Genomic DNA, 19,505 nt, shown 5'->3' with positions numbered 1-19,505 from the left:
CCTCAAGAGGCTTGGGGGTCAAACCTATAACTTTGAACCTCAAACTTTTAACTTTTATTAATGAAAACAATCTTACGAACAAATTACGCCAACGTACTAGGACTAGTAGTATTTGGGTTATTTTTCAGTACTGCTTGGGGGCAGGCTACATTGCCAGTAAACAGAACATCATGGGGAACTGAACCGACAGGTTGGACCAATTCAGGGTGTTCGCAACGAACTACAAGTTCCGCCTGTACGAATAACAGCGCGACAAGTTTTGACACGAACGGCGACAGCAGGCTACTTGTTTTTAATGCAGCACCTGGAACCTTGTCGATGACTTTAAAGAACCAATCCATGAGCGGGCAATCGTATCTATTGGTAGAACAGTCTGCAAACGGAACTGACTATACGGAAATTGGAAAGTATGGAACAGCGACAGGCGCAACAGCAATTACCAATGCACAATGCGTTGATTTTGACATACCGCTACTTTCTACGACACGTTATATCCGATGGACCTATACAAAAGCTAGCGGAAATTGCGACATGGACGACGTTATTGTTACGGCAGCGCCGGCAGCAGCTGAGTTCACTGTTAACCCTACTTCTATCTCAGGATTCGGGAACATCAGTGTAGGTGCTTTTTCAACCAGTACTTCTGTGACGATTGCGGGCACTAATCTTTCTGGGAATATCACAGCAACCGCGCCATCAACTAATTTTCAGGTAAGCACGAACAACTCTTCTTGGTCCAATTCAGTAAGCTTTGCACAATCAGGAGGTACCGTAACCAGCCGACCGCTATACATCCGCTTTTCGCCACAGACAGCCGGACTTAAGACAGGGAATGTTGCTATTGCTACTTCTGGAGCTACCACACAAAATATTGCAGTTTCAGGAACCGGAGTCATTACTTCTACTACATGGAATGGTTCTGCTTGGAGCAACGGAAATCCGACAGCAACGCTCGATGCTATCATCAGTGGAAATTATGATACAAATGCGGCCGCACCACAAGGACCTATAACAGCTAAAAGCGTATCGGTTACTTCAGGAGCCGTAATCATTGGCGTAGGCGGATTAGACGTAAAACAGACACTTGCAAAAAGTGGCGGAACTGTCGATGCTTCTGCTGGCGATGTTACTTTTTCAGGAACTACCGCACAGGCAATCCCTGCTAATTTCTTCACAAACAATACAATCTCAAAGCTGACTTTGAGCAATACGGCTGGACTTACCTTAAACAGTATTACGAATGTAACAGGAGTCCTTGACGTAACAGCCGGGACTTTAACGACAAACGGAAACCTAGTATTAAAATCAACTGCAACAGGTTCTGCTAGAATTGCTGCTGTTACGGGTTCTATTTCGGGAGAGGCAACTGTTGAGCGCTATATTCCGCAAGGAAAACGTGCTTTCCGTTTCCTGACTCCTGCCGTTACGACTACAAATTTCATAAGCAACAACTGGCAGGCTGGAACACATATTACAGGTTCTACAGCAGGCGAAAACGGATTTGACACGACATTAACAGGAAATCCATCGATGTATGTGTACAACAACAGCATCGCTTCGGGTTCAGGATGGAACGCTATTGCAAATACCGATGCTACTACCCTAACAGCCGGAAACGGATATAGAATCCTGGTCAGAGGAGACAGAAACGTTGACTTAAACCAGTCTTCTGCAGCCGACATGAATGCAGCCGTAACCTTGACCGCCAAAGGAACACTAAAAACAGGGCAAGTTGTTTTTGACGCCTCAAGTACTCCTGCGATCAATGCAACAGAAAATACTTCAACCAACGGATTCAGCTTAATTGGAAATCCGTATGTAAGCCCAGTAGACTGGCATTCGGTAACCAAAGCAGGAATCGAAGATGTATATTATGCTTGGGATCCAAATATGGGTACAGAAGCGCAAAGAGGCCGTTATGTAGCCTATAGCCAGACTATCGGAAGCAATAACCTAGCGGGTTCAGAAGTAAGACAATACATTCAGCCAGGACAGGCATTCTTCGTAAAAAACACGGTCTTGGGTACAGCTGGAACTCTAACTTTTGAGGAAAGCAACAAAGCATCACAGTTTACAGATGTTTTCAGAAACAATACTGCAGAAAAAGCAGTGTTCAATATCTCAGTATACGATGCCAACCAAGCAGCAGCTGGCTATCCAATTGACGGAACTCTTGCTGTTTTTGGAACTGCTTTCGACAATGCAATCGGGCTTGGCGATGTAGAAAAGCTTTACGGTTCAGGCGAGCATATAGGTTTAGGAAGAAGCAATAAAATCTTAGCTATCGAAGCATTGGCTCCTGTTACAACAGAAGATGAATTGCACGTAAAAACACTTCAGTTTTCAGCAGGCAAATCCTATACTTTTAAAATCAATACGGCTAATTTCCGTGAAAATGTAGAAGCGTATCTTCTTGATCATTATTTGACTACAGAAACTGCAATCAGCTTATCAGGAACTGGTTTGGTAAATTTCGCAACTACTTCTGATCCTGCTTCGTATGGAATCGATCGTTTCAGTATTGTTTTCCGTGCTGCGGCTTTAGGAAATGAAGAATGGAATACTAATTCTGTAAAGATTTATCCAAATCCGATCCACAACAACCAATTCAATATTGCTTTGCCAAGCAGTACAAGCGGGAAAGTGGATATCAAGCTGTACAACCTTGTAGGACAAGAAATCTACAAAACCAGCAGCGAAAGCTCAAGTATCATAACCGTAAACCCATCATTGCAATTAAGCAAAGGAATCTACATTGTAGAAATATCCAATGGCAAAACGTCGGTAAAACAAAAAATTGCAGTAAAATAAATCCTATCAAGATGAAAATAAAAATCAAGACACTATTGTTAATCCTTATGCTGACAGCCGGTTTTCAAAATGCCAGCGCGCAAGAAGATTTCGACGATGATACGCAAGATGTCCCATCAGCACCGATCAATGATTATATCGTTCCGATGCTTTTGGCCGGAGTATTCTTAGGCTATAAATTGATGAGAAGCAAGACTAAAGAAGCCTAAACCGCTTTATTTGCTATAGAGAACGGCTGTACGATGTACAGCCGTTTTTTTGTTTATTTAATGTACGTAACACAATCATAATTTTGATTTTACAGTAATAAAATATCTACATAAACTACAAGGAAAATATATTCCTAATCTTTGTATGTATCTGTAAATGAACGAATAAAATTCAGATACGCTCAAAAATTACAGACTTATGGATTCAACTTTACACAAAAAACTTTTCGGTTCATTTTTTCTTTTTGCACTTATTTTACTTTCCCCTACAGCTAATTTTGCCCAAATTATTGGCTGGAATGCTAACAGCACCGGTGGCGGATTCGGTACCAGTCCGTGGATACCTTCAACGTTAAACACTAACCTACAGACCTCTGGACTTATCAGAGGATCAAGCATTGCCACAAGCGGAACTCCGGCAGGAAATTGCTGGGGAGGTTCTGGAGGCTGGTCAACTGGCCAATCCGATGCCAACAGCTTCTATTTTACTTTTCAAGCAACAGCTGGCTATAAAGTAAGCTTAAGCTCTATTTCGACAGCAACTCGAAGATCAAATTCTGGTCCGACAGGCTGTATTGTTTATTATTCTGTAGGAGGCGCTCCTTTTGCCAGCGTTGCCAGCTGGACTACTTCATCAACAAGCGGAACCACCGGTACTGCTAACTCTGTATCCTTAGCAGGAATCAGCGCTTTGCAGAATATCGGTCCTGGAGTTGTCGTGAAATTCAGAATCATCCCGCAAGGCTCGACAGGTAACTATTACCTAACTGGCGGTACAAATTCATTAAAAATTGACGGAAGCGTTGTTGCAGCTGTCAATCCATTGATCACTCCTTCTACAACTTCCTTGGCTTCTTTTGGAGATGTTATGGTAGGCAGCAGTTCGGCATCAACTAGTTTTACTTTTGACGCCGTTGGCATGACAGAAGACGTAAGCATCGCTGCTCCAGCAGGATTTGAAATCAGCACAGACAATAGCAACTGGTATCCTGGAACGGACATCAGTCCGAATGCAGGAACATTAAACGATGAACAAATCTGGGTGCGTTTTAGCCCTACCGCGGTTGGAAATGCTTCTGGAGATATCGTTTTGTCCTCTGCAGGAGCGACAAACAAATTCGTTTCGGTTACTGGAAACGGTATTCCTGCAGTAAGTTATATTGTCGTAGACGATGAGCCTTATGGACCTTATTGCAACGGAATTGCCAATACTTTTGATTTAGACTTTACGCCAGCGGGAAGCTTCAACAGTACTAATTTTTATGCACAGCTTTCTAATCCTGATGGAACTTTCCCAACAACACCAACCAATATAGTCGGTGTATCGTCAATTAGCCCTGTCAGCGTGACCATTCCTGCTGATATTGCGCCTAGCTCTCTTTATAGAGTCCGAGTTTATAATGATGACCCTCTGACTTTCAGTAATAATGATAACGGACATAATATTGTAGTTACCGAAGCGGCAACGCTTTCAGGAATTACACAATCAACCGTAGTTTGCGATGGAGGAACAGCTACAATTAATCTGACCGGCTTGATCCCAAGCTCAACTTCAACAATCAGCTTTGCTATTAATGGTGGTACTGCTCAAAACAGCACCGGAATTATAGCAGACTCTAGCGGTAATGCTAGTTTCAATATCACCTCAACTGCCAGCAACAATGGCCAGTCTTTGGTTATTGGCACCATCGAAAGAACAGACATTCCTTCCTGCCCTAACACATTGACGACAGCTAATTCTATTGTCTTGACAGTACATCCTACGCCAACAGTTACTGCCATAAGCGCTACTTCTGTATGCGGAGAAAGCGGAAGCACCACAATTACCCTGACCGGCTTGATACCAAGCAGTACTTCTGACCTTGTTTATGCTATAGCTGGCGGAACAGCCGTAACACTAACAGGTATTACTGCAGATGCTTCGGGAGAAGCCCGTTTTGATTTGCCATTGACAGCTGCAAATAACGGCCAGACACTAGAAATTACTTCTATTACTCGCACTGATGTTCTTCCAAATTGCAACAGTACGCTTACAGGCATCAGTACATCGTTGGTGATTAATCCAAGACCGACTGCGGTATTGAGCGGCGACCAATCAATCTGCTTAGGTTCGGTTTCTTCCGACTTGAGCATTGCCTTGACAGGAACAGCACCTTGGTCGATAACTTACACGGATGGAACTACGACTTTTCCTGTAACCAATATTACAGCATCGCCTTATGTTTTTACCGTTACGATTCCAGAAACGAAAACCTATACGATAACTGCCGTAGAAGATGCGAACTGTACGGCTCAAGCTTCTGACCTAAGCGGAAGCGCTACTGTTACTATCGTTGCCGTGAGCAATGGAGGAAACCTAACTGGAAGCACTACAGCATGTTCAGGTACAAATAACGGAACGCTTACATTAGAGAATCATGTAGGAAGCATTATCAAATGGCAGTCTTCGACTACTGCTGACTTTAGCGGTACGATTTCAGATATTGCCAATACTTCTTCAACCCTAGAATATACGAATCTTTTAGAAACGACTTATTATCGTGCCGTAGTATCTAACATACCTTGCCCAGAAGTAAATTCAGCTATCGCAACAATTACAGTCACACAAACTCCAGCACCTACAACAGCCGCACAGACTTTCTGCAGCCTAGCCGAAGCATCCGTAGCCGACTTATTACCGAATACGGCTGGCATCAAATGGTATGCTGATGCAGATGCGACAACACCACTATTGCCGACAGAAGCTTTAGCAACAGGAAACTATTATGCGACTATGACAGTAGACGGGTGCGAAAGTACAAGAACATTGACTTCTGTTACCCTGACTACCATCACGGCTCCTACCACAACAGCACAGACATTCTGCAGCCTAGCCGAAGCAACCGTAGCCGACTTATTGCCGAATACAGCTGGCATCAAATGGTATGCTGATGCAGATGCGACAACACCATTATTGCTGACAGAAGCTTTGGCAACAGGAAATTATTATGCGACTATAACGGTAGACGGGTGCGAAAGTACAAAAACCCTGACTTCTGTTATCTTAACTACAGTTACGGCTCCTACCACAACAGCACAGACGTTCTGCAGCTTAGCCGAAGCAACCGTAGCCGACTTATTGCCGAATACGGCTGGCATCAAATGGTATGCTGATGCAGATGCGACAACACCATTATTGCCGACGGAAGCTTTGGCAACAGGAAATTATTATGCGACTATGATAGTAGACGGGTGCGAAAGTACAAGAGTGCTGACTTCTGTTACCCTGACTACCATCACGGCTCCTACTACAACAGCACAGACGTTCTGCAGCCTAGCTGAAGCAACCGTAGCTGACTTATTGCCAAATACGGCTGGTATCAAATGGTATGCTGATGCAGATACGACAACACCACTATTGCCGACAGAAGCCTTGGCAACAGGAAACTATTATGCGACTATGACAGTAGACGTATGCGAAAGCACAAGAACCGTGACTTCTGTTACTGTAAACACTACTGCTATTCCTAGTGGTGCAACAAGCCAAGAATTCACAGAAGGCGAAACTTTAGCCGCTTTAGAAGTAACAGGAACTAATTTAGAATGGTTTTCTTCTGCCGAAGCTGCCGAAACAGGAACGTCGCCTCTAAGCCCGACCGAATTACTTGTAGATGGCACGACTTATTATGCGGTGCAGACCCTTAACGAATGCAGTAGCAGTCCATTAGCAGTTACCGTTTCAGAGGTCTTAGGTACTCCAAGTTTTAACATGGAAAATCTAAAAGCCTATCCTAATCCTACTACTGACGTGCTGAACATTTCTTATTCTAAGACTATCGAATCTGTTACTGTTTTCAACTTGCTAGGACAGAAAGTAATCGACAAGAAAGCAAACGACAGCAACATCAAACTTGATATGTCAAGCCTTGAAGCTGGAGCTTATCTTGTAAAATTATCCTCTGGACAAGCATCAAAAACCATTAGAGTCCTCAAGAAATAAGACCTCATAATTCCGTCAAAAGCCTGCTAAAATACCTAGCAGGCTTTTGGTGCGGAATAACAGAAAAGTAACAAAATCCTAACATTGGCCGGCAACAGCACGACGTAAGATAACATTTTGATAAATCTAACAAAGGCTCTAATTAATCTAACGAGCCTACATTGCGCCGGTTTTAAATTGACTACAATGAAATTAAAAAAGTTCAAACGCTTTCTTGCCATAGCTACATTGGCCCTTTTATCTTATCAAGATGCCTTTTCCCAATGTTTTCAAATCGAGAGTATCTTGGTAGATGCTTGCGGCGTGCAGGAAGGACTGAATGAAATGGTACGATTTAAAGTAGGCAACGCCGACATAAACACTAGCAATCTAACTGTGTCTTGGCCAAACAATCCTTGGCAAGGTCTTATTAGAAATGCAACGACAGCTTCAAAAGTAGCAACCCTTAATGCCGATATCCTAGATGCTGGAGGTTGCGGCCAATTAATCGAACCGACTGGAGGCGTACTGCCTGCTAATGCGAACGTCATATTGGTTACAAGCCACACTTTCGATACCGATCTCAACTCTTTTGGGGCTTTGACCGACAACATTTATATCATCTTTCAGAATAATCCCTCGACAGCCTCTGGGCATTTTGCCAATTCAGGAACTGGAATACGAACCTTGACTATCTCGTTTGGATCTTGTTCTGATACCGTTTCTTACGACCGTGCCCTGCTTATCGATACCAATGGAGCCACTGTTGCAGCAGACGGAGCTATCGTGCAATACAATCCGGCAGGAACGCCTACATACATCAACAATGGGTGTTCTGCTCCTGTCCAGCCCTTTACTGTCAATGCTGGACCTGCTACCCTAACTGCTTGTGCGGGGACTACTATCTCATTAAATGGAATTGCACAAGGATACCAATCTGTAAGATGGTCTGCGCCAAGCGGTACTTTTTCGACACCAAACAATCTGTCTACAACATATACTTCAAGCGCTTCACAAGCTGGAAGCGTTGTCACAATTACTCTGACAGCCATAAACAGTTGCGGATTAGAAATAACCGATACCATCAACTTAACATTGACGAACAGTGTCACGCCGAACTTTCCTACCACGCTTTCTCTTTGCAGGGGAAATACGGCTCCTGTCTTGAATACTACTTCTCCGAATGGAATCACGGGAACATGGAATCCGGCCGTAATCAACAATACAGCCAACGGAAGCTATGTCTTTACGCCAAACACCGGACAGTGCGCAGCTGGCGTAACTTTAAATGTGACGGTAACCAACAGCATCACGCCCAACTTCCCTACGACACTTTCTTTATGTACGGGAAATACAGCACCGACTTTAAATACAACTTCCCCTAATGGAATTACAGGAACATGGAATCCAGCCGTAATCAACAATACAGCCAATGGAAGCTATGTCTTTACGCCAAATCCGGGACAATGTGCTACCAACGTAACATTAAATGTCACGGTATCTAACAGCATCACGCCCAACTTTCCGACAACGCTTTCTTTATGTTCAGGAAGTACGGCACCACTATTAAACACAACGTCTCCAAACGGAATTACAGGAACATGGAATCCGACCGTAATCAGCAATACCGCTAACGGAAGCTATGTCTTTACACCAAATGCAGGACAGTGCGCTACAAGCATAACATTAAACGTGACGGTAAGCAACAGCATCACGCCCAACTTTCCGACTACCCTATCTTTATGTAACGGAAGCACCGCACCTTTATTAAACACGACTTCCCCGAACGGAATCACAGGAACTTGGAGTCCAGCCATAATCAGCAATACGGCTAACGGAAGCTATGTCTTTACGCCAAATGCAGGACAGTGCGCAACAAGCGTAACGCTAAACGTGACGGTAAGCAACAGCATTACTCCGAATTTTGCGACTACGCTTTCACTATGCTCAGGAGGAACTGTTCCGACATTAAATACGACTTCTCCAAACGGAATTACAGGAACATGGAGTCCGGCCGTAATCAGCAATACGGCTAACGGAAATTATGTCTTTACGCCGAATGCAGGACAATGCGCAACAAGCGTAACGCTAAACGTGACGGTAAGCAACAGCATCACGCCCAGCTTTCCGACTACACTTTCTTTATGTACGGGAAATACAGCACCGACTTTAAATACGACTTCTCCGAACGGAATAACAGGAATGTGGAATCCGGCCGTAATTAACAATACGACCAGCGGAAGCTATGTATTTACGCCGAATGCAGGGCAGTGCGCCGCAAGCGTAACATTAATCGTAACCGTAGCCAGCAGCATTACGCCAAATTTCCCAACAAGCTTGACGGTTTGTACGGGAAGTACCGCTCCGATATTGAATACTACTTCTCCGAACGGAATCACAGGAACTTGGAATCCAGCCGTAGTAAGCAATACCGCAAGCGGAAGCTACGTCTTTACACCAAATGCAGGACAATGCGCAACAAGCGTGACGCTTAACGTGACGGTAAGCAACAGCATCACGCCCAGCTTTCCGACTACACTTTCTTTGTGTTCAGGCAGTACTGCGCCTATTTTGAATGCTACATCTCCAAACGGAATCACAGGAACATGGAATCCTGTCGTAATAAGTACTACTGCTGGCGGAAGCTATGTATTTACGCCGAATGCAGGACAATGCGCAACAAGCATGACATTGAATGTAACAATCACAAATAGCATCACTCCTGATTTTGTAACCACATTGGCTTTGTGCAATGGAGATGCGGCACCGACCCTGAATACAACTTCTCCAAATGGAGTTACAGGTACTTGGAATCCAGCCGTGATTAGCAATACAACGAGCGGAAGCTATGTCTTTACACCGAACGCAGGGCAATGTGCTCCGAGCATCACTTTAAGCGTAACGGTTGGCAATGTAAATTTTGAAATCAATAACGAATGCCAAGATGGAGATTATGTCATCACGGTAGTTCCTGTTGAAGGTTCATTCGATAGCAACGAAGCGGATTATCAATGGACTAACAGCCAAGGCGGTATAGTAGGAACCGATTCGTATTTAAATATTACCGATCTGTTGAATGCTACTCCAGTTGAAGAAGAATTTCCGATAACCTATTACGTACGTGTCACTACACCACAAGGCTGCACGTTAACACAAGAAAGAATCGTGTACGGCACTTTCTGTTCGATTCCGAAAGGCATATCCCCTAATAATGATTCTAGAAATGACGAATTCGACCTTAGCGGATTGGGAGTAAAAGAACTTACCATTTTTAACCGATACGGCGTAAAAGTATACGGCTATAAGAATTATACCAACCAATGGAAAGGACAATCTGACCAAGGAAACGAATTGCCAGATGCTACGTATTACTATGTAATCAGCAAGAGCGACGGACAAACCTTAACCGGATGGGTTTACATCAATAGATAAAACATAAGTAACTGTTTATTAAACATTTAATAAAGAAAACCTAATCCCTTCAAAGTAGAATAAACATTACTTTTCGTAGGTTTTGAAATAATGCTAATCTCCCACAACTATGTCAAAAAACCTTAGTACTTCTGTCAAAAAAAATACATTTTTGTTCCTTACTCTATTTTTTTTGATGGCCGGATCGAAAGCCTCGGCTCAAATCTATTACCATAATTTTGGCACGACCGCTATCACGGCACATCCCTATACGGTAGCTCCAACGACTTTAAATACGCGCTTATCGGGTTCTTCGTGGAGCAACAGCTTAAATACATGGACAAGTACAACTGGAGCTACAGGAGAAGCAATCCGCCTTACTACCGCTACTGCCGCAACAATTACGCTTACGTTTAATGTGGCCGCCAACTTTCAGGCAGAAATCACTTCTTTTGATTTTTGGAGGGTGAGAAGTAATTTCGGTCCGCAAAACTGGTCGATGACCATCAATGGAATCAATGCTGGAAACGGTACCATCGGAACTACAGGTGCTGCACTCGGAACTACCAATGTTGCCAATACAATTTCCGGACTGACAGGAACTGTGACCGTAGTTATTTCGCTTAGCGGCGCTACCGGAAACGGTACGTTCCGTTTGGATGATTTTACCTTAAACGGAAGCGTGACTTCCAATTGTGCCGCTCCTACGATAACTTCTTTTTCGCCTACATCAGGTCCGCAGAATACCATAGTTACCATAAACGGAAACGGATTTTTAGCAGGTACAGGAACTTCCGCAGTAAAATTTAACGGCATCGACGCAACTAGTTTTACTGTTGTTTCCAATACGGTCATCAAGGCCTATGTTCCTGCAGGAAACGCCACAGGCAACATCAGCATTACGACCAACGGGTGCGAAGGGTTTTCATCGACCGGTTTTACTAAGCTGGAAACGAGCAGTATTGGGAATTATTCAAGCGATATCTATATCTCCGAACTGCATGATGCACAAGCTGGAGATGGCGGTGTCATAGAAATATATAATGGAACCGCATCCACAGTCAATCTAACTGGGTATACCATACGAAGGTATGGCGATATTGGCGGTGCGACTTTTTATACAATTGTACTTAGTGGTTCTATTCCTCCAGGAGGGATTTTCTTAATCGGAATTGGAACAGGCGTAATTCCGTGTAGCATTACTTCCAACCAGACTTATCCAACAGGATTTAATGCAAATGACGAATTCGAATTGATTAAAAACGGTGTGGTTATCGACAACGTACATGCTCCAAATAATGTGGGCTATTCCGTTATTAGAAATCCAAATGCTGTCGCTCCTAAAGTTGTTTTTAATGGTAGCGATTGGAATACTCAAACTTCTGAAAGCTGCGCCAATATCGGAATCCACAATGTAAGCAACCCTACGCCGCCAACATTGACAAATCCGACAAGCAGGATTATTTGCGAGAACAATTCGGTTACTTATACCGCTACTCTTGCCAACAGTACAGGCTTTACTTTTCAATGGAAAAGGCTTGACGCATCAGGAAACTGGGTCAATATTACCAATGGAGCGCCTTATTCGGGAGCTACTACGAACACGCTTACCATCAATCCGACACCTTTAACTTTTGACGACAATCAATATTATTGTCAAGTTACCTCTACGCAACATACATTGATCAGTCATGCGGCACAATTAGAAGTAAATCCATCCACAGTTCCTGACTTTGCTACAGCACTTTCTTTCTGTAATGGAGAAACCGTTCCTGCCTTAAGCACTACCTCTCCTAATGGTGTTACAGGAACCTGGAGTCCTGCTACGATAAGCAACACGGCCAGCGGAAGCTACGTCTTTACGCCAACTGCAGGACTATGTTCCCCAAGCGTCACATTAAACGTAACAATAAGCAACAGCATCGTGCCCGATTTCGCGACAACGCTGACTTTCTGTAATGGAGAAACAGTGCCTGCACTCCAAGCCACTTCTCCAAACGGAATCACTGGAACATGGAGTCCAGCCACGATAAGTAACACGGCTAACGGAAGCTATGTATTCACGCCAAATGCAGGACAGTGCGCCACACCTATGACGCTGAACGTAACGATAAACAACAATATCCTACCTGATTTTCCAACGACACTAGCGTTATGCAACGGAGGTACGGTTCCTACATTAAACACGACTTCTCCTAATGGAATCACAGGAACATGGGCACCAGCAGCTATAAATAATACCGCTAGCGGAAGCTATGTCTTTACGCCAAACGCTGGACAATGTGCTACAAATATGACGCTGAATGTAACGGTTAATAGCCCTATTGCACCCGATTTCCCTACAACATTGGCTTTCTGTAACGGAGCAACTGTACCGACACTCCAAGCCACTTCTCCAAACGGAATTACGGGAACTTGGAGTCCTGCCGCGATCAGCAACACGGCTAGCGGAAGCTATGTATTTACGCCGAATACAGGACAATGCGCCACGCTAATGACATTGAACGTCACGATTACCAATAACATCACGCCAGATTTCCCTACAGTATTGGCTTTCTGCAACGGAGCAACGGTACCGACACTCCAAGCCACTTCTCCAAACGGAATCACGGGAACATGGAGTCCTGCCACGATCAGTAACACAGCCAGCGGAAGCTATGTATTTACGCCGAATACGGGGCAGTGTGCTATAGCCATGACGCTGAACGTAACGATAAATAATAATATCACCCCAGATTTCCCTACAACTTTGGCTTTCTGTAATGGTGCCACCGTACCGACGCTTCAGGCTACTTCTCCAAACGGAATCACGGGAACTTGGAGTCCTGCCACGATCAGCAACACGGCTAGCGGAAGCTATGTTTTTACTCCTAATACGGGACAGTGTGCTACAGCCATGACGTTAAACGTGACGATAAGCAATAACATCACGCCGGACTTCCCTACAGCATTGGCTTTCTGTAACGGAGCAACAGTACCAACACTCCAAGCGACTTCTCCAAACGGAATCACGGGAACTTGGAGTCCAGCCACGATAAGCAACACAGCCAGCGGAAGCTACGTATTTACGCCGAATGCGGGACAGTGTGCTACAGCCATGACGCTGAACGTGACCATAAGCAATAACATCACGCCGGACTTCCCTACAACGCTGGCTTTTTGCAATGGAGCAACAGTACCAGCACTCCAAGCTACCTCTCCAAACGGAATTACGGGAACTTGGAGCCCTGCCACAATCAGCAACACGGCTAGCGGAAGCTACGTATTTACGCCGAATACGGGACAATGTGCTACAGCAATGACATTAAACGTGACAATAAACAATAACATCACTCCGGATTTCCCTACAGTATTGGCTTTCTGTAATGGTGGAACAATCCCAGCGCTTCAAGCCACTTCTCCAAACGGAATTACGGGAACTTGGAGTCCTGCTTCGATAAGCAACACGGCTAGCGGAAGCTACGTATTTACGCCAACTGCAGGACAATGTGCTACAGCCATCACGCTGAACGTGACGATAAGCAATAACATCACGCCGGATTTCCCTACAGCATTATCTTTCTGTAACGGAGCAACGGTACCGACACTTCAAGCTACTTCTCCAAACGGAATTACGGGAACTTGGAGCCCTGCCACGATCAGCAACGTAGCCAGCGGAAGCTATGTATTTACTCCGAATACGGGACAATGCGCTACAGCAATGACATTGAACGTCACGATAAACAATAACATCACTCCGGATTTCCCTACAATATTGGCTTTCTGTAATGGCGGAACAGTTCCAGCGCTTCAAGCCACTTCTCCAAACGGAATTACGGGAACTTGGAGTCCTGCTTCGATAAGCAACACGGCTAGCGGAAGCTACGTATTTACGCCAACTGCAGGACAATGTGCTACAGCTATGACGCTAAATGTGGCCATAAATAACAACATAGTACCCGATTTTGCTACAGCAATGACTTTTTGCAGTGGAGACGGAATTCCGATATTAAATACGACTTCTCCAAACGGAATCACGGGTTCGTGGAATCCTGCCACAATCAGCAATACGGCCAGCGGAAGTTATGTCTTTACACCAAGCACCGGACAATGTGCTATAGCTATTACGCTGAATGTAACTATAAACAACCAAACTGTACCTGACTTTGCTACAACAATGACACTTTGTAACGGAAGTACAGCACCTGCTTTGGTTGCAACTTCTCCAAACGGAATTACAGGAACTTGGAGTCCTGCTGTGATCAGCAACACCGCAAGCGGAAGTTATGTCTTTACGCCAAATGCGGGACAGTGCGCTACAAGTACGACCTTAAACGTAACTGTAACGAACAGCATCACGCCGAGTTTTGCAACGGCCTTAAACTTATGTTCTGGAGCGATAGCACCTGTATTGAGCACAACTTCTCCAAACGGAATCACGGGAACTTGGAGCCCTGCTACAATCAGCAATACTGTAAGCGGAAGTTATGTCTTCACGCCAAACGCAGGACAGTGTGCTGTAAATGCTACTTTGAATGTCACCATTAACGGAAATACAGTACCTGACTTCCCTACTTCTCTTGCTTTCTGTAATGGCGAAACGGTGCCAGCACTTCTGGCAACTTCGCCAAACGGAATTACGGGAACTTGGAATCCTGCTACGATAAGCAATACGGCAAGCGGCAATTATGTCTTTACGCCAAATGCGGGACAGTGTGCTACAAGCATTACTTTAAGGGTAACTATTAACAGTAGAGTTGTTCCTAATTTTGCAACGGTAATGACTTTTTGTAACGGAGGTACAGTACCTGCCTTAAATACGACTTCGCCTAACGGAATCACAGGAACTTGGACTCCTGCCACAATAAGCAATACAGCTAACGGAACGTATGTCTTTACTCCAAATACAGGGCAGTGTGCTACAAACGCAACATTGAATGTGACTATCAATCCTACTATCGTTCCTGATTTTGCAACGGCATTGGCTTTTTGCAGTGGTGAAACGGTACCGGCACTTCAGGCGACTTCTCCTAACGGAATAAGCGGTACTTGGAGTCCTGCCACAATCAGCAATACGGCTAGCGGAAGCTACGTATTTACGCCGAATGCGGGACAGTGTGCCACGAGTACTACATTGAATGTTACGATTAACAATAGCGTGGCTTTACCAGCTATAAATGGTCCAATTTCGGTATGTATTACGAATACGATACAGCTGACACATACGACTCCGGGCGGCACTTGGTCAAGCAATAATACGAATGCGGCTACGGTAGATGCTGCCGGAAATGTTACGGGAGTGAATGCCGGAACAGCGGTAATAACCTATTCTGTAGGTAACGGCAATTGTACTTCTATCGTCAGAAAAACGATTATCGTGTATCTGCCACCGAGTCCGGTACTTAAGGATGATTTTATTTGTTTGGATAACCAAACGGGGGCTGTCCTTTCAACGGTAACGTTGTACAGCCACATTCCTAATGCTAATCATACGTTTGTGTGGACACGAAATAATGTGGTATTGCCAACGACAACCAATACGCATATTGCTACCGAGCCTGGAAACTATCAGGTGGTTGTTACTAATTTAAATACGGGCTGTACGGCTTCGGCTTCGGCTACCGTGGGTACTTCTTCTCTTGCGATAGCTACTGCTACCGTAGGCAGGGATTTTGACAAAAACCAAATCATTACGGTAAATGTTACAGGAGGCTCTGGCCAGTATGAATTCCAGTTGAATGGCGGCACTCCGCAGCAAAGCAATCAGTTTACGAATATCTATGAGGGGGAATATGAAATTACGGTAAAAGATACGCAGGGATGTGGTGAAATCACATTAACGGTCTATGCTTTGAATTATCCGTATTATTTTACGCCTAATGCAGATGGTTATAATGATACTTGGAATGTTGATGGTCTCGCCAACCAGCCAGAGGCCATGATTTATATTTTTGACCGCTACGGAAAGCTCATCAAGCAGATTTTCCCTTCATCGGCGGGATGGGACGGAACGTATAACGGCCATGCGCTACCTGCTACGGATTATTGGTTTAAGCTATTGTACAAAAGCAGAGATGGTGTAGCTAAGGAGTTCAAGGCGCATTTTGCCTTGAAGCGATAGTGTTTGCTTATTATTTCAACAAAATACCACAATCATGAATTTCATCAAACCTAAAAGGTACGAGGATGTAGTTTACAATTTAGACCACGTGTATAAAATCGAGAAGCTTATTGACGAGTATGAGTTTCATTTTAATAACGGAAGGGTTGTGAGCGTGAAGTCGTCGTTAGTGAGCAATAAAATCAAGAAATTATTCGATACAAAATATAAAAAGAAAAATCTTACAGAATCTAAAAAAACTTCTGAAAGTTCGAAGTAAGTTTCCTCAACTTGTACAAAATCAGTCTAAATACTGCTATTTTGTAACGATTTTTAGCTCGGTAATTTGAAAAAGAGCAAATTTTAAAGTAAGTTTGTATAGCCCTAATCTATTACTTAAAATTACAAAAAATCCCTTCTACCACGAGGGTGAACGTTATGGAATACAATAAAACAAATACCCTGAGCGATGAAGTCTCGGTGGTAAAGAAAATCATGCGTAAATTTAAGGTTTATGCAGAGCGCTATTACAAATACCCCTTTCCTGAAGAACCTTTTTTTAAAGAAATTGCGGAAAAGTGCATCAGCGATGCTTTTGGCGCGAACCATAACGAATCATTTACGAAAGCAAAGATCAAAGAGCTTTGGGGATTCGTGAAAAAACAGGCTTTAAATTATATCCTTAATGTGGAAGCGGAATTGGAAAAAGAGTTTCCTAATCAGGGACAGATTAGTTTTTATGCTTTCAAGCTGAACTGCAATCCTGATGTCATCAGGGATAGGGTCACGGCTTTTAAGTCGCAGTTTACGGACATGGAGGATTTTATTTCTCGATAGTTGTAGGTATTATTTCTTATCATAAAAAAAGCTCCTAAAGGGAGCTTTTTTGTTTTTGTTGCGGTGTATTATTGTTTTATAAATTTTGCCGAGGTATTTTCTTTTTCTCCTTTAAGCCTTAGAATGTAGGTTCCTTTTGCGAGCTGGGATACGTCGATTTCTCCAGTGGTAGTGTTTTTCTTTTCGTAGACTTTTTTTCCTTGTTCGTCTAGAATGATAATGTGGCTCCAGAACTTGGCTTCTTTTAGGTGGAGCGTATCTTTTACGGGATTGGGAAAAGGGGCGTCTTCTTTTGCGGCTGTCTTGCTGGACAAGGCGGTACTGAGTTCTTGGATAGAGAAATCGGCAAAGAGGACTTCTTCATCTCGTAATTGCTCGGGACTGAGAAGGCTTCGGTAGATGCCCCATTTGGGACGGATACCGTTGGCATTGTCTCTCCACATCCTGATGTTGTTGTTGGAATAGTTGAGCAATACGGAGTTATCGCTTATTTTTTTTAGGGTGATGGCGTATTTGCCGTTTTCGGCATAGGTAATGGTTTCTGTGGCTTCTACCCACACTCCTTTGAACAGCGAGAGATTGGCAGACGCCATCTGTACGGAGGTAATGCTGTCGGAATGCATGACTTGGAGCTTTGGGGAGCTTCCGCCGCGGGTAATGAGTGAAACGACAGGAATGTCTTCGTGTGGACCGCCATAGGCTTTTATCTGGTGGATGTGCGTGAATTTATTGGAGGCTTGAAAGGCGGCATCGAGCTTGAATTTCCATTTGTAAACGACTGTCTCACCTAAAGTACCGATAAGGTTGTCTGGCGATTGGTTGTAGGTCTTGATTTCGTTGCGCTGCCTGTCGAACTTAATGCAACGGTCGTTGTCGTGAGAGACATGAATGTGGAACTTAAAGACGTATTTGTTGAGCTGGGCGTCCCAAACTTCTTCTATGTGCCTGCCAAAGCTGGAATGGGCACAGTCTGGTGCTTCTACTACGTCGTAACCGGGTGCCAATACGCTATTGATGAGCTCATAGGTGTTGCCGGGACCGTCTGCAGACAGCGTGACTTGTGCCAAGGAAACCTGACTTAGCAGCAGCAGTGTGTATTTTATTAGTTTCATACTGGATGCAAATTACGTATTCGGTTTTGTGTTTTTTTGTTTTTTAGGGGAAAATATGTTTTATTACTTATTTCATCTCTAAAGGTGTAAAATCAGTTTCTAAAACTGTAAAAGCTTCTTCTGAAAGTATAAAATGAATTTCTAAAGCTATAAAAAGAACTTCTTAAACTGTAAAAATAGTTTCTAAAGGCATGAAATGAATTTCTAAAGACGTGAAACTAGTTTCTAAAGGCGTGAAAGAAGCTTCTAAAGGCATGAAAAGAGTTTCTAAAGGCGTGAAATGAATTTCTAAAGGCGTGAAAAGAGTTTCTAAAGACCTGAAAAGAACTTCTAAAGGCATGAAATGAATTTCTAAAGGCGTGAAAAGAGTTTCTAAAACTATGAAAAGAACTTCTAAAGGCTGTTAGCCTCTTTTTTATTTTTTATGGTTCTTAAAGGTTTCTACGGATAGCTGTGCGGCTTTTTGGATGGCATCGTAATCGAAGCTGCCGTCGTTGTTTTTTACGAAGAGCTGCGAGCCGAGTCCGACGCAATGGGCTCCGGCATCCAACCATTGCTTGAGGTTTTCTGCCGTGGGCTGTACGCCTCCTGTGGGCATGATGCTTGACCATGGGCAGGGTGCTTTTACGGCTTTTATGAATTCGGGACCTCCTACTTGCTGTGCTGGAAAAATCTTTACGATATCGGCGCCGAGGGTTTCGGAATAGCTGATTTCGGTGAGCGACCCGCATCCGGGCATCCATGGTATTTTTCTGCGGTTGCAGGTGGCTGCCATTTCTGCATTGACGATTGGCGATACTACGAAATTGGCACCGAGCTGCATGTATAGCGAGGTGGTGCCGGCGTCGACTACGGAGCCGATGCCGAGGATCATTTCGGGCAGGCTGGCTTGGGCATAGGCGAGCAATTCTTCGAAGACTTTGTGGGCTCCGTCGCCTCTGTTGGTGAATTCGAAAATGCGGACGCCGCCGTCGTATACGGCTTTTAGGATTTTTTTGCAGGTGGCTGCGTCTTGGTGGTAAAAGACGGGCACGATGCCGTTTTGGCTGATGGTGTTGAGCACTTGCAGTTTTGAAAATCTTGCCATG

The 19,505-nt window shown here is 44.1% G+C and carries 10 protein-coding genes; 7 read left to right on the top strand and 3 right to left on the bottom strand.

The features are described 5' to 3' along the window. The first annotated feature begins 60 nt into the window (after positions 1-60). The 7 genes from OLM56_RS09280 to OLM56_RS09250 all read left to right on the top strand — a co-directional run bounded on the left by OLM56_RS09280 (position 61) and on the right by OLM56_RS09250 (position 17,305). A complete protein-coding gene (locus OLM56_RS09280; RefSeq protein ID WP_264526751.1) occupies positions 61-2,811 on the top strand; it encodes a T9SS type A sorting domain-containing protein in 2,751 nt (916 codons plus the stop codon). Between the two features lie 11 nt (positions 2,812-2,822). After that, the gene (locus OLM56_RS09275; protein WP_264526750.1) at positions 2,823-3,020 is read left to right on the top strand and encodes a hypothetical protein; all 198 of its coding nucleotides are present in this window, start codon (positions 2,823-2,825) and stop codon (positions 3,018-3,020) included. Positions 3,021-3,219: 199 nt separating this feature from the next. Beyond that, on the top strand, positions 3,220-6,999 hold the full coding sequence (locus OLM56_RS09270; RefSeq protein WP_264526749.1) for a T9SS type A sorting domain-containing protein: 3,780 nt from the start codon (positions 3,220-3,222) through the stop codon (positions 6,997-6,999). A 186-nt stretch (positions 7,000-7,185) separates the two neighbouring features. Beyond that, a complete protein-coding gene (locus OLM56_RS09265) occupies positions 7,186-10,410 on the top strand; it encodes a gliding motility-associated C-terminal domain-containing protein (RefSeq protein ID WP_264526748.1) in 3,225 nt (1,074 codons plus the stop codon). 109 nt (positions 10,411-10,519) lie between these two features. After that, a complete protein-coding gene (locus tag OLM56_RS09260) occupies positions 10,520-16,489 on the top strand; it encodes a T9SS type B sorting domain-containing protein (protein ID WP_264526747.1) in 5,970 nt (1,989 codons plus the stop codon). A gap of 34 nt (positions 16,490-16,523) precedes the next feature. Next, the gene (locus OLM56_RS09255) at positions 16,524-16,748 is read left to right on the top strand and encodes a hypothetical protein (protein ID WP_182493935.1); all 225 of its coding nucleotides are present in this window, start codon (positions 16,524-16,526) and stop codon (positions 16,746-16,748) included. Positions 16,749-16,906: 158 nt separating this feature from the next. Then, positions 16,907-17,305 (top strand): hypothetical protein, encoded by a 399-nt coding sequence (locus OLM56_RS09250; protein WP_121377372.1) that lies wholly within the window; start codon positions 16,907-16,909, stop codon positions 17,303-17,305. A 68-nt stretch (positions 17,306-17,373) separates the two neighbouring features. On the opposite strand, the gene OLM56_RS09245 is transcribed toward OLM56_RS09250, so the two are convergent. From OLM56_RS09245 to OLM56_RS09235, 3 genes are all read right to left on the bottom strand, one after another. Beyond that, positions 17,374-18,417 (bottom strand): T9SS type A sorting domain-containing protein, encoded by a 1,044-nt coding sequence (locus tag OLM56_RS09245; protein WP_121377373.1) that lies wholly within the window; start codon positions 18,415-18,417, stop codon positions 17,374-17,376. 163 nt (positions 18,418-18,580) lie between these two features. Next, positions 18,581-18,757, bottom strand: a complete 177-nt coding sequence (locus OLM56_RS09240; protein WP_264526746.1) for a hypothetical protein — start codon at positions 18,755-18,757, stop codon at positions 18,581-18,583. Positions 18,758-18,832: 75 nt separating this feature from the next. After that, complete coding sequence (locus tag OLM56_RS09235; protein WP_264526745.1) at positions 18,833-19,504, bottom strand: bifunctional 4-hydroxy-2-oxoglutarate aldolase/2-dehydro-3-deoxy-phosphogluconate aldolase; 672 nt, start codon at positions 19,502-19,504, stop codon at positions 18,833-18,835. Between the last annotated feature and the right edge of the window lies 1 nt (position 19,505).

The organism is Flavobacterium sp. N2550, assembly GCF_025947265.1.
Taxonomy (GTDB): domain Bacteria; phylum Bacteroidota; class Bacteroidia; order Flavobacteriales; family Flavobacteriaceae; genus Flavobacterium; species Flavobacterium endophyticum.
The sequence above is the reverse complement of the archived record's forward strand: the minus strand, read 5'-3'. Positions and strand labels throughout refer to the sequence as shown.